We start from the raw sequence: 13,144 nt of genomic DNA, 5'->3' as shown, positions 1-13,144 counted from the left end.
ATTGTCCCGCTTTGCAGGGCAGTCCAACCGGAAAATGACGAATCAACGAGATTTCAGCACGATTGGCGCCCTCTCCGCCCCGCGCCGCCCTGTGTAAGGCTTATGGCCTGCCCCGATCCGCGGAGGAATCCGGGATATCGGCGGCGCGGTCCCCGATCAGATAGCGCGGCCCGGTGCCTTTTGTGGCCGCCTTGTCTTGCCGGTTATACAGCGCGCAGGCGTCAAGGCTTAGACACCCGCACCCGATACAGCCATCCAACGTGTCACGCATACGCTCCAACAGGGAGATCCGGTCATCCAATTCGGCACGCATCGCCCGCGAGACACGGGCCCAATCCGCCTTTCCGGGCGCGCGGGTCTTGGGCAACCGGTCAAACTCCTGCCGGATCCGCTCCAGCGAGAACCCGAATTTCTGCGCCACCATCAAAAGGCTGAGCCGGCGCAGGTCCGAGCGCTGAAATCGCCGCTGCCCGCCAGCGTTTCGCCACGGATGGATCAGGCCCTGCGCCTCGTAATACCGAATGGCCGACACGGAAAGCCCCGTCCGCCTGGCCAAGGCCCCAATACTCAACCCGTCGGAAACACACATTTTTTCCTCCTTGACCTAAACCTTGGTTGAGCAATTACGCTAACCGTGAAGTCAATTGAAAGGAAGCTGTTATGACTGCGAAACTTGAACATGCGAATTATACCGTGACGGATCCCGACGCGACCGCCGCTTGGATGTGCGATCTGTTTGGCTGGCAGGTCAGATGGTCCGGCGCGTCCAAGAATGGCGGACACACGGTTCATGTGGGAACGCCAGAACAATACGTCGCGCTGTATAAACCCGCCGGGCAGACCCTTGCGCCAAAGGATGATACTTACGAAACCGCTGGTGGCCTGAACCACATCGCGGTCACGGTCGATGACCTCGACGCGATGGAAGGCGCCATCCGCGCGCACGGTTTCGTCACCGGCAATCACGGCGATTACGAGCCGGGCAAACGGTTCTATTTTCACGACACGGACGGCATCGAATACGAGGTCGTAAGTTACGCCTGAAAGCGCCGATGGGATGCGCGCCCTCTTGCATTCCACCGTCCCTTTGGGTCAGGTATCTGGCAACGCAAATTCTCCACCGCCATCTTGGCGGAGCATTGAAAAGACGCCGACCCATGGAAAAAATCCTGATGACCAAGCGCGGTCACGCCGCGCTTGAAAAAGAATTGAAGCATCTCAAATCCGTCGAACGCCCCGCGATCATTCAAGCGATCGCGGAGGCGCGCGAGCTGGGCGACCTGAAGGAAAACGCGGAATATCACTCTGCGCGTGAAAAGCAGGGCTTTATCGAAGGCCGCATTCAGGAAATCGAAGGTGTGCTTGGTCTGGCCGAAGTCATCGACACGTCGAAACTGAGCGGCGCGGTCAAATTCGGCGCGACGGTGACCGTTGTCGACGAGGACACTGACGAAGAAAAGACCTGGCAAATCGTCGGAGAGCATGAGGCCAATATCGAAAAGGGCCTGCTGAACGTCAAATCGCCAATCGCGCGCGCTCTCATCGGCAAGGAAGAGGGTGACAGCGTCGAAGTGCGCACCCCCGGCGGTGAGCGCGCTTACGAAATACTGACGATTACCTACGTTTGACGCCGAAATGGCCGAGGAACAGTCCCCTCCCGCGTCCACCCCGACGCCACTGGGCATTTACGATCGCTCCCGCGACGGCGGGCTGGCGGCAAGTGAACTGATCGCAATTGGCCTGAGCATCCTTTGGCTGATCGGCGTCGCGCTGTTCTTCCTTGTCCTGCCCTCGACGGGACCGGAAACCGCAAATACCGGGCTGCGGGCGGTGCTTGTCGGGATTGCGGTCTTGATGCCGGTCGGGATGATCTGGATCGCCGCCACGGCCGCGCGCGCGTCCCGCGTGATGCGCGAGGAAAGCCAACGCCTGCAAGCGGCCATCGATGCGATCCGGCAGGCCTATATCGCGCAAAATCAGTCGGGCGGCATGGGCGCGGATACGTCGATTACGCGCAAGCTCGACGAGATTGCGGTGGCGGCGCGCAAGACGGAAATCACCCTGGCGACCTTCACATCGACCCGGCACGACGCCAACGCGGCCAAGCCCATAGATGCGGTGGCAGAGCCCGCCCCGGTGGACGATCAGCCAACGCTGGAACTGGGCACGCCGCCCGAAGTCTTCGCCCCGCCCCTCGCAACCGAGGATTTCCTGCGGGCCCTCAACTTCCCGGAAACCGCCGAGGACGAAGAAGGTTTTGCCGCCCTGCGCCGCGCCTTGCGGGATCGCGAAGCGGGGCAATTGATTCAGGCGGCCCAAGACGTGCTGACATTGCTGAGCCAGGAAGGCATCTACATGGATGACCTCAGCCCAGACCGGGCGCGCCCTGAAATCTGGCGCCATTTCGCACAGGGTCAGCGCGGCAAGCCTGTGGCCGGTCTTGGCGGGATTCATGACCGTTCGTCGCTGGCCCTTTCGGCGGCCCGAATGAAACAAGACCCGATCTTCCGAGACGCGGCCCACCATTTCCTGCGCAAGTTCGACCATACATTCGCCGCGTGGGAACCCCAGGCCACCGATCAGGAAATCGCGGCGCTCACCGATACGCGCACGGCCCGCGCCTTCATGCTTTTGGGGCGCGTGACCGGCACGTTCGACTAACGCGTTGCGGTCATGAGGTGCCGCACCGCAGTTCCCGTGACCGATGCGATATTCGGTCGGTATGACAGGGCAAATTCGCGGAATTCCCCCACCGATAAGGGATGCGCAAAAGCGTAACCTTGGAATGTGTGGCAGCCCAGTTCCTGCAAGATTCTAGCGTGCTCCATCGTCTCCACCCCTTCGGCGGTGACCTTCAATCCCATGAGTTTGGACATCCCGATGATCTGCCGCAGGAGACCGCGCGTCATCTCGCAATGAACGATCGGCATCACGAGGCGCTGATCGACCTTCATCACGTCCGGGCGCAAATGCATCAAACCAATCACCGACGCATGGCCAGAGCCGAAATCATCGACCTCGATCGACACGTCCAACTCGCGCAGACGATCCAATCCAAAGGTGAAAAGCTCCGTCTGCTCTTCGACCAAAACGGATTCCAAAATCTCGAACCCGATCTTGGGACCGTTCTGGGACACCCGACGCACGATATTCGCCATATCCGCGTTCTGGATGCGTGACGCAGACACGTTGAAGGACAATTTGGGTATTTCGATCCCGTCCTCGCGCAACTCCTCGGCATAGGCGATTGCCTTTTTGAACACGATGTCATCCACATCGTTCAACGCGGACAGCTGTTCGACCACAGGCAGAAATGTTCCGGGCATGATCCGGCCAAGGACCGGCGAGTGCCACCGCACCAAGGTTTCCACCCCCACGATGTCGAGCGTCTTGGCATCGAATTGCGGTTGGAAATATGGCTCGAATTCTTCGTTGAGAATGCCTTTGCGCACTTCGCGCGCCAAATCCCGCCGGTCCAGCACCTTGCGGTGGAGTTCGGGCGCATATAGCCGCACCGCGTTGCGCCCCTGCTCTTTCGCCTCATACAGCGCCGCGTCCGCGCCGATAATCAGCTGGTCCATCGGCAGCAGACCATCCAGCGTACAGGCCACCCCAAAACTGGCGCCGACGCGCACGGTTTTCCCTTCGAAATCCATGGGCTGTCGTATCCTGTTCAACATGCGCTGCGCCAGCGCCATCCCCTGCTTCGAGGTATTGCCCTTCTCCAGCAGCAGAACAAATTCGTCGCCCCCGACGCGCACTGGCAAATCCCCACGTTTCGTTTCCTCGCGCAGGATGTCGCTCACCTCGCACAGAACGAAATCGCCCGCGGCATGGCCAAGGGTGTCGTTGACATGTTTGAAGTGGTCCAGATCGATCCGCACAATCGTTGCGTCATCACCGGGGCGCCGCGCACGCTCGGCAAGTGCGATATCAAGCGTGCGGCGGTTCGGCAGCCCAGTGAGTGGGTCATGCAACGCCTGCTCTTCAATTTCACGCTTGGCAGCGATGATCGCGGCCCGTTGATGGCGCATCTCCGTAATATCATGCTGGATCGACATGAAACCATAGCATGACCCGTCCTGATTATGCAGGGGCGCGATGCTCAGCCGGATCCAATAATGCTTGCCCGTCTTCGAAGTGTTCTCGATCTCGACTTCGATCGGTTGCTGCGACCGGATTGCCTTGGCCAGTTGCTTCACCGTCGCGGTGTCCGTGACCTCGCTTTGCAGAACCACGCCGGGCCGCTGCCCGATGATTTCATCCGAACTATAGCCAGATAGCTTTTCAAATGCGGGGTTGGCCCAGATCACCCGCGATTGCAGGTCCGTCACCGTAATCGCGTTTGCAGACATCTGCGCCAGCGCCGCCAGTTCGGTCAGTTTGTTGGTCTGCTCTTCGAGCTTGATATGAGGGGCGATGATCACCGCCCGGCCCAGCCACGCGAACACGCTGAAAGCCACGAGCAGAACAAGCGAAATCGCACTGACCGTATTGGTGATGAGCTTCGTTCGGGTGAGGGCCAAACCTTCCGCATCCGGAAGCAATACGACCGCGATTCCGTATTCCGGCAACCGTTGTATCAGTGCTTTGGCACGTTTTTCGACCGGCAGGTTGCTTAGCTCTTCCTCGCTGACAAGCATGGTCGAGGCAGCGACCTCATTGGGCGGGAAAATATCCTGTTTGGGCAATGCGAACTCGGCCATCAATACGCCCTGAATCACGCTACCAGAACGCACAGGAACGGCCAGAAGCACATGCAGATGCCCCTCGCTCGCGCCCACGCTCACGCGCGAAGACGCCGAAGCAATCGAGTTTGCCGAAAGCAGCGCCTGTCCGCGAATGCGCGCCGAAGAAAACACCGCATCGCCGTCCGTCTGAAGCCCGTGCGCGACGATACGCTCGCCAGAGCGATCATACAGCGCCACCCATTTCAAGGTGTCCGGAAGCGGCAGGGTGGACAGGTAATTCTTGATGATGTTGGGGTCTCTCGCCTCGCCCAAAGCGACGTTTACGACATTCGACCGGGTGCCGATAAAGGTGAGGTACTGCTCATGCTTGGTCAGTACGTTTTCAATATTTCGGGCGTCCAAGTGTAGCTGATCACCGACCGCAGATTGCTGCAACTGGCGCAGAAATGGAATCGTGCTGAACCGGGCCGCCATCGCGGCACTCACGACCGCAAGGACCAAAACCACGACAACAAGCGCCCAAAACCGTCGACTGACGGAGGACGCCTTGGCGATCTCTGGCCCCTTGGACGGGTCAACCATATGCCGACCATCCCAAGATCAGCGGTAAGGAACCGCCTTCATACGGAACCAGAAAATTCCAACCAGCCAGCACAGCGGCCTCCAACACAACACACAACGCTGGCAGGTCTGGGGCAAAATTGGAAAAATCTCGTTAGCCCACGGACGAATACTTAAAATGAGCGGGATTATTCGCTGGAACGCCGATTGAGACCCGTGTCTGGGCGGCCAGAGCGCGCCTTCGTTGGTGTATGTGGCATGACTTTCGAAAATGGGCAGCGGCGTAAGGTAATAATTTACTTCGTGGCGCTATCGAGTGGCCGACTTGGATCACGAGGTATGCAATGCAAGCAAAACGTCTTCACAAAAGCCTAGGCTTCAAGATACCGCTTTTGATCAGCCTCATGGTCGGAATCATCCTTGCTGTCATGACGTATCTGTCCGCAAGGACGACACGCATCGGGATCGAGGCGGAAGCAACCGCAAAACTGGAAAGCACGGCCGCTCTTCAAGCCACGCTTGTCTCTACGCTTCTGCAAACGATCGATCGTGATCTGCAACTGCAAGCCACGTCGGAACTTACCTCAAACGCGCTGGACCAGTTCTCAAGCGCCTTTGCCGCCATCGAAAGCCCGATGGAAGTTCTTCAACGTGTCTATATTACGGACAACCCGCATCCAACCGGCGAGAAAGACAAGCTGACTGTTGCAGGAAATGGCAGCGACTATGATGCGCTGCATGCGCGCTATCACCCGTATTTCCACCGTCTCCAGCAGACCATGGGATATTACGACGTGTTCCTGTTCGATACCGATGGCAACCTTGTCTATTCGGTTTTCAAGGAGCTGGACTATGCGACCAATCTGAACACCGGGGAGTGGAAGGATACCGATCTTGGAAATGTTTTCCGACGTGCGCTGAACCTAGCGCCGGGCGAGCCTGCCGTTTTCGAGGACTTCGAACCCTATGGGCCCAGTTTCGGTGCCGCGGCGGCGTTCATCGCTCGGCCGGTTTTCAGCGAGTCGGGGGAGCGTCTGGGCGTACTCGCCTTCCAGATGCCCGTTGGTGAACTGAACGCGACCGTCGCACGTGCGACCGGGCTGGGTGAAACCGGCGAAGCGTTCCTGCTTGGCGAAGATGGGCTGATGCGCACGGATTCCTTGAAAAGCGTGGAAGACGATGTGCTGGCGACACGGGTCCCGGCAGAGGTTCTGACGCTCGCGTTTCAAGATCACACCAGCGCTTTCCCTATGGTCGATCGCAACGGCAATCACGTTACGGCCTATGTCGAAACCCTCAGTTTCCTTGGCACAAATTGGGCTTTGGTGGCAAAGCAAGACACCGCTGAGCTTTTTGCGAAAGAGGCAGAAGCCCTGCGGTCAATAACGTTGAACGGCGCCATAATGTTCATCGCCGCTTTGGGCGTGACCGTCCTTCTTTCCAAATCCATTGCCGCGCCCCTTGCGAAGCTCGCAAAAGCTGTAAGGTCCATTTCGGATGGCGCCTATGACACAACAGTTGAAAACCAGGCTCGGACCGACGAAATCGGCGACATTGGCCGGGCCGTCGAAACCTTCCGTGGCGCGTTATCCGAAGCCGCGGAGGAGGCTCATCTCGGCAGCTTCATCAGCGCGGGATTCGAGGTTTCCGGGGCCCCGATGATCCTGGCCGACACAGATTTTCGGATATTCAAGCTGAATACAGCGGCCAAAAAGATGATGAGAGAGCGTGCGGATGACTTCCGGCAGATCGTCGACGACTTTGATCCTGAAGGGCTCGTCGGTCAGCACATGGATATGTTCCACGCAAATCCGGCCAAGAACCGCGCCACGCTCGCTGCGGTCGAGAAGCTGCCGGCGAAATTGAAGCTGTCCATCGGGAATGCCTATGTTGGCTTGCTCGTCGATAAGGTGGAAGACCGTAACGGCAAGTTGGTCGGCTACATTCTCGAATGGCGTGACCAAACAAACCAAATGGCCAATCAGGTTATTTTGCAGGCCATCGACACACAGCAATGCCGAATGGAAATGGCGCTGGACGGTCGAATCAAATCCATGAACGATCTTATCCTGCAGACAATACAGAAACCGCGGGAGAAGGTTCTGGGGATGGATGCGACGACAATTATTCGTCCGCTGGATGGCGAAGAAGATTTCTGGCCCCGTGTGAGCAACGGCGAAAGCGTACATCAGAGTTTTCTGCTGAAATCTGACGCGGGTGAACGGATCATCGACGGCAGCATCAGCCCGGTGCCAAATCACAAGGGCGAGGTGAACGGGTGCCTTTTGCTGGGCGTCGACGCGACGGAAACCCACAAGCAGATGCATGAAGCCGAAGAACAGCGCAAACGGATGCAGGAAGAGCAAAGCGCTGTGGTCGAGAAATTGAGCGTCAAACTCAAGCAACTCGCTGTCGGGGATTTGACATGCGCAATCAAGGAAAGTTTCGCGCCCGACTACGAGCAGCTGCGCGCGGATTTCAACGAGGCGGTCGACAAGCTGAAAGACGCGATGCGCAGTGTTGTCGCGAATGCGGAACAAATTGACGATGAAGCCACCGCGATCAGTTCTGCGGTCCATGATCTGTCACACAGAACAGAGCGCCAGGCCGCGACACTCGAAGAGACCGCCACAGCCGTGGAAGAGCTGACCGCATCTGTGACGTCTGCCGCCAGCGGCGCCCAAAACGCGGCCGATATCGCAAGCGCGGCCCGCAACCGCGCCAAGGAAAGTGGGCAGGTTGTCGGACAGGCCGTAAGCGCGATGCACGCGATCGAGACCTCTTCAAACGAGATTTCGAAAATCATCAGCGTGATTGACGACATCGCCTTCCAGACGAACCTGCTCGCCTTGAACGCAGGCGTCGAAGCGGCGCGCGCGGGCGAAGCCGGGCGAGGGTTTGCGGTTGTCGCTTCGGAAGTGCGCGCCTTGGCGCAACGCTCCCTAGAGGCTGCCGGGGAAATCAACACGCTGATTACGTCCTCTGGTGATCAGGTCAAACAGGGCGTGTCCTTGGTGGCGGACGCGGGCACCGCGCTGGATCAGATCGTTAATTCCGTGGCAGAGATTTCCGACGTCGTGAACAACATCGCGACCTCAGCTGCGGAACAATCCTCTGGCATTGGTGAGATCAATACCGCGATGAGTCAGCTGGATGAAACCACGCAGCGTAACGCGGCCATGGTCGAAGAAACGACAGCAGCCAGCCAAGCGCTCGCCGCCGAGGCACAGACACTGGTCAAGACGACCGGCCGTTTCGACGTTGGAAACCGAAATGCCGCCGCGGCGCCGAGTGCACCCAAACAGCCAGCCCCTGCCCCCACATTGGCTCCCCCCCCGGCACCTGAACCGAAGCCCGCGCCCGCCGCGTCGGCACCGCCGCTGGACCAAGGCGGGTATCGTTCGCAAGGTTCTGCGGCGCTCGCCGAAGAACCTGCAGCGACGGGGTGGGAGGAATTCTAGGACGTCCCAGACATTCTGCCGGATCGCACGTGGAATGACTTTGTATCAATGCGATCCGGCGCCATGGTCCAGCATGGCAGGATCATTACAGTTGCAAGGACAACTGCGACCTACACAACGGATGATCCTGAACTGCCTGGCTTCCTACAAAGGAAGCGCCCGCTTACAGCCGCTGCCCCGTCGCCGCATCAAACACATGCAGCGCAGCGTTTGGCGCATAGGCCGTCATGGTTGCGCCGGGCGCGGGGTTTTGAGCGCTTTCGACCCGGATGGTCACCGGATCGCTTTGCCCCGCGAGTCTGGCATGAATGACGGTGTCCGCGCCAAGCTGCTCTGCAAACATAACCTGCAAGTCCAGCCTGAGCCCGGCCGCGCCGTCCTGCGGCTCAAGTACAAGATCCTCGGGCCTGAAGCCGATATGCGCAGGCGCCGCCAACTGATCGACCATCGCGCAAGGGCCCGGCAGCGATGCGCCCTCCGGCAGATCGATTTTGAGCCCAGCTGTCACAGGCCGCGCCTCGACAAAGTTCATCGCTGGGGTCCCGATGAATTCTGCGACGAAGCGCGTGGCAGGTTTTTGATACAGCTCCAACGGTGCGCCGATCTGTTCGATTTGCCCCGCATTCATCACAATGATCCGATCCGCAAGCGACATCGCTTCCACCTGATCATGCGTGACATAGATGAATGTCGCCCCCAAACGCACATGCAGGGCACGCAGTTCGGCGCGCAACTGCGTCCGCAATTTGGCGTCCAGATTGGACAACGGCTCATCGAAAAGAAACGCCTTCGGCTCCCGCACGATCGCACGGCCCATTGCCACCCGCTGCCTTTGACCGCCGGACAATTGGCGCGGTTTTCGATCCAGATACTCCTCAAGACGCAGGGTTCGCGCGGCCTCTGCAATCCGGGCCGCGATCTGATCTTTCGGCAAGCCCTCATTGCGCAGACCATATTCCATGTTCCGGCGCACGGTCATATGGGGGTAAAGCGCATAGTTCTGGAACACCATCGCGATGTCCCGCTCTCCGGGTTCAAGATCATTGACCCGATCGCCGCCAATGAACAAATCCCCTTCCGAGACTTCTTCGAGCCCCGCAATCATCCGCAAAATGGTTGATTTCCCGCAGCCCGACGGCCCGACCAGCACGATGAATTCGCCATCCGCGATATCGGCCGACGCGCCGGACACGGCCCGGACCTTACCGGGATAGACCTTACCAAGATTTCTGATCTCGACTTGCGCCATTCTCACTTCTCACTTTCTACCAGCCCTTTGACAAAGAGCTTTTGCATGGCCACCACGACGATGACCGGCGGCACCATCGCCAAGACGGCTGTGCCCATGATGTAATGCCAGACCGGCAATTGTTCCCCGGAATTCACCATCCGCTGAATGCCCATCACGACGGTGTAGAGGCTTTCGTCAGAGGTGATGATCAGCGGCCAAAGATACTGGTTCCAGCCATAGATGAAGAGGATGATGAACAGCGCCGCGATATTCGTCCGGCTCAGCGGCAGCAGGATATCCCAGAAGAACCGCAACGGCCCGGCGCGGTCGATACGCGCGGCCTCGACCAGTTCATCGGGGATGGTCATGAAGAACTGCCGAAACAGGAACGTGGCCGTGGCCGAGGCGATCAGCGGAATGATCAGCCCCTGATAGCTGTTCAGCATCCCCAGCTTGGTGATGACGTCATAGGTCGGAAGGATGCGCACCTCGACAGGCAGCATCAGCGTCAGGAAGATCAGCCAGAAGAACACCATGCGGAACGGAAACCGGAAATAGACGATGGCATAGGCGGCAAGCACCGACACCGCGATTTTGCCAAAGGTAATGCCCAAGGCCATCAGGCCGGAGTTCAGCATCATCTGGCCGACTGGAACGCCGCCTGCCTCGGGCAAGCCACCAGACAGCAATTGGCTGTAGTTTTCCCAGCCCTGATCGCCAAACCAGAGCGGGATTGGCGTGGACGACAGCGCCGATGCCGGATGCGTCGACGCAACAAGCGCCATCCACACGGGAAAGCATAGGAAGAACACACCCGTGATCAACACGGCATGGGTCAGTACGGTAAGATAGAAACGGTTCTCGACCATCAGTAATTCACCCGCCGATCAATGTATCGAAATTGCACGAAGGTCATCGCAACGACCAAAGCCATCAGAACCACCGATTGCGCGGCGGAAGATCCGTAATCCTGCCCGATGAACCCCGTGTTGTAGACGCGGAAGACAAGAATGGATGTGGCGTCTGCCGGGCCGCCCTCTGTCGTGGCGTGGATCAGCGAAAACGTATCGAAGAAGGCATAGACAAGGTTCACGACCAGCAAGAAGAACGTCGTGGGCGACAAAAGCGGGAAGACGATCGTCCAGAACCGGCGCCCCGGCCCCGCGCGATCAATCGCCGCCGCCTCGACCAGCGATTTGGGGATCGATTGCAGCCCGGCCAGAAAGAACAGGAAGTTGTAGCTAATCTGCTTCCATGCCGCCGCGACGATGACCATCCCAAGCGCTTGTTCACCGTTCACATAGTGGTTCCAGTCATACCCAAGCGCGCGCAACCAGTAGGACACGATGCCAAGCGACGGGTTCATCAGGAAGTACCAGATGACGCCAGCCAACGCGGGCGCGACCGCGTAAGGCCAGATCAGGAAAGTCCGATAGACCGTCGCCGCGCGCAGCACCCGGTTCGCGGCAACGGCAAGCGCCAGCGAGATGCTCATCGCAAGGAAGGTCACACAAAGCCCGAAGATCAGCGTGGTGCGGAAGCTTTTAAGATAGCCGGGATCGGCAAAAAGTTCGGTATAGTTCCGCAAGCCGACCCATTCACGCGAGAAGCCGAAGGCGTCTTCGATATAGAAAGAGCTTTCCAGCGCCTGCCATGAGGGCCAGAAAAAGAACACCAGCGTGACCAGGATTTGCGGTGCGACCAGAATGTAGGGCAACCAAGTGTTGCGAAACACGACACGTTTCTGCATGAGTTCGCCTTCAAAAGAAACGGGCCGAGGCAAACACCCCGGCCCGCATCTGGTTTCAGTTATCAGCCGTTGGCTTCTTCGAACTTGCGCAGCAGCGCATTGCCGCGCTCAACCGCCGCGTCCAGCGCCGACTTGGCGTCTTTGTCGCCCGCCCACACGGCTTCCAGTTCTTCGTTGATGATGTCGCGCACCTGCACGAAGCTGCCGAAACGCACGCCTTTGGACGCCGGGGTCGGTGCGTTCAGGCTCAACTGCTTGATCGCCGTGTCCGTCAGCGGATCGGATTCGTAGAAGCCTTGCTCCTTGGACAGCTCGTAAGCGGCGGTGGTGATCGGAACATAACCGGTGTTCTGGTGCCACATCGCTTGCTGTTCAGGCTGCGACAGGAATTGGAAGAACTCTGCAACGCAGGTGTATTCCGGTTGGTCGTGACCGCTAAGCACCCACAGCGTTGCGCCGCCGATGATGGAGTTTTGCGGTGCGTCCGCAACGCTGGTTTCAAGCGGCAGCATGGTTTGGCCAAACTCGAACTCGGTGATGTCTGTCTTGAACCCGCCGTAATAGGCAGAGGAGTTGATCCACAGCGCGGTTTCACCGTTCACGAACTGGGCGCGGCTGTCACCACGGCGCCCGCCATAAACGAACAGGCCCTCTTCGCCCATATCCGCGATGCGCTGGATGTGGTTCACGACCGCGTCGTTATTAAATGTGAATTCGGTTTTCAGCGATGCAAAGCCGTTTTCTTCGGTCGCCATCGGCAGGTTGTGCCAGGCGGAGAAGTTTTCGACATTCGTCCAGGACTGCCAGCCGAAGGAAAACGGCTTGGTCATACCATTGGCCTTAAGCGCACGCGCGGCTTCTTCAACTTCGTCCCATGTGGTGGGCACGGCAACGCCCGCGGCGTCCAGCGCCGTTTTGTTGTACCACAGAACCGGGGTGGAGGAGTTGAACGGCAGCGACAGCAGGTTGTTGTCCGTGTCGGTGTAATAGGAGATCACCGCAGGCAGATAGGCGGATTGATCGAAATCGATGCCGGCGTCTTCCATCAGTTTATAAACGGGATAGACCGCGCCCTTGCCTTCGGCTGCCATCATCGTGGCGGTGCCAACCTCGAACACCTGTGTGATATGCGGCTGCTGACCGGCACGGAACGCGGCGATGGAGGCCGTCATGTTCTCTGTGTAGTTGCCCTTGTAGGTCGCATTGATCTGGCAGCTATCGGAACCCGCGTTGAAGTCGGATGCGAACGTGTCGACCATCTGGCCAAGCTCGCCGCCCATCGCGTGCCAGAATTCAACCTGCGCCTTGTCGGCGGCAATGGCAGAGGATGCAACGGCAATGGATGCCACGGTTGCGCTGAGTACGGATTTCACTGTCATAAGGACTCCCTCGCGCCAGTTTGGCGCTTGCTGGCTGTATCAATCAGACGCGCTTTTCGCGCGCATGACGT

At 58.8% G+C, this 13,144-nt stretch carries 10 protein-coding genes; 4 read left to right on the top strand and 6 right to left on the bottom strand.

The genetic code is table 11. From position 1 onward, the window contains the following. Positions 1 to 100: 100 nt before the first annotated feature. Positions 101 to 589 (bottom strand): redox-sensitive transcriptional activator SoxR, encoded by a 489-nt coding sequence (gene soxR, locus E4Z66_RS08380; RefSeq protein WP_136462547.1) that lies wholly within the window; start codon positions 587 to 589, stop codon positions 101 to 103. Between the two features lie 71 nt (positions 590 to 660). Between soxR and E4Z66_RS08375 the strand changes: the two genes are divergently transcribed. From E4Z66_RS08375 to E4Z66_RS08365, 3 genes are all read left to right on the top strand, one after another. Next, complete coding sequence (locus tag E4Z66_RS08375; RefSeq protein ID WP_136462546.1) at positions 661 to 1,044, top strand: VOC family protein; 384 nt, start codon at positions 661 to 663, stop codon at positions 1,042 to 1,044. A 113-nt stretch (positions 1,045 to 1,157) separates the two neighbouring features. Next, positions 1,158 to 1,628: a transcription elongation factor GreA gene (gene greA, locus E4Z66_RS08370; protein ID WP_136462545.1), complete on the top strand. Its 471-nt coding sequence runs from the start codon at positions 1,158 to 1,160 to the stop codon at positions 1,626 to 1,628. A 7-nt stretch (positions 1,629 to 1,635) separates the two neighbouring features. Further along, on the top strand, positions 1,636 to 2,661 hold the full coding sequence (locus tag E4Z66_RS08365) for a hypothetical protein (protein ID WP_136462544.1): 1,026 nt from the start codon (positions 1,636 to 1,638) through the stop codon (positions 2,659 to 2,661). Here E4Z66_RS08365 and E4Z66_RS08360 read toward each other — a convergent pair. Further along, positions 2,658 to 5,273, bottom strand: a complete 2,616-nt coding sequence (locus tag E4Z66_RS08360; protein WP_136462543.1) for a putative bifunctional diguanylate cyclase/phosphodiesterase — start codon at positions 5,271 to 5,273, stop codon at positions 2,658 to 2,660. The two genes, E4Z66_RS08365 and E4Z66_RS08360, sit on opposite strands and share 4 nt — an antisense overlap. A gap of 407 nt (positions 5,274 to 5,680) precedes the next feature. Here E4Z66_RS08360 and E4Z66_RS19930 point away from each other — a divergent pair, with 407 nt between their 5' ends. Continuing rightward, positions 5,681 to 8,713, top strand: a complete 3,033-nt coding sequence (locus E4Z66_RS19930) for a methyl-accepting chemotaxis protein (protein ID WP_168797756.1) — start codon at positions 5,681 to 5,683, stop codon at positions 8,711 to 8,713. 163 nt (positions 8,714 to 8,876) lie between these two features. Here E4Z66_RS19930 and ugpC read toward each other — a convergent pair whose 3' ends face one another. The 4 genes from ugpC to ugpB form a co-directional block, all read right to left on the bottom strand. Beyond that, positions 8,877 to 9,962: a sn-glycerol-3-phosphate ABC transporter ATP-binding protein UgpC gene (gene ugpC / locus E4Z66_RS08350; protein WP_136462541.1), complete on the bottom strand. Its 1,086-nt coding sequence runs from the start codon at positions 9,960 to 9,962 to the stop codon at positions 8,877 to 8,879. A 2-nt stretch (positions 9,963 to 9,964) separates the two neighbouring features. Beyond that, positions 9,965 to 10,813, bottom strand: a complete 849-nt coding sequence (gene ugpE / locus E4Z66_RS08345; protein WP_136462540.1) for a sn-glycerol-3-phosphate ABC transporter permease UgpE — start codon at positions 10,811 to 10,813, stop codon at positions 9,965 to 9,967. After that, complete coding sequence (ugpA, locus tag E4Z66_RS08340; RefSeq protein WP_136462539.1) at positions 10,813 to 11,694, bottom strand: sn-glycerol-3-phosphate ABC transporter permease UgpA; 882 nt, start codon at positions 11,692 to 11,694, stop codon at positions 10,813 to 10,815. Before ugpA ends, ugpE begins: the two co-directional genes overlap by 1 nt. A 62-nt stretch (positions 11,695 to 11,756) precedes the next feature. Continuing rightward, a complete protein-coding gene (gene ugpB / locus E4Z66_RS08335) occupies positions 11,757 to 13,073 on the bottom strand; it encodes a sn-glycerol-3-phosphate ABC transporter substrate-binding protein UgpB (protein WP_136462538.1) in 1,317 nt (438 codons plus the stop codon). Positions 13,074 to 13,144 lie beyond the last annotated feature (71 nt).

This window comes from Aliishimia ponticola (genome assembly GCF_004803475.1).
GTDB classification, from domain to species: domain Bacteria; phylum Pseudomonadota; class Alphaproteobacteria; order Rhodobacterales; family Rhodobacteraceae; genus Aliishimia; species Aliishimia ponticola.
The sequence above is the reverse complement of the archived record's forward strand: the minus strand, read 5'-3'. Positions and strand labels throughout refer to the sequence as shown.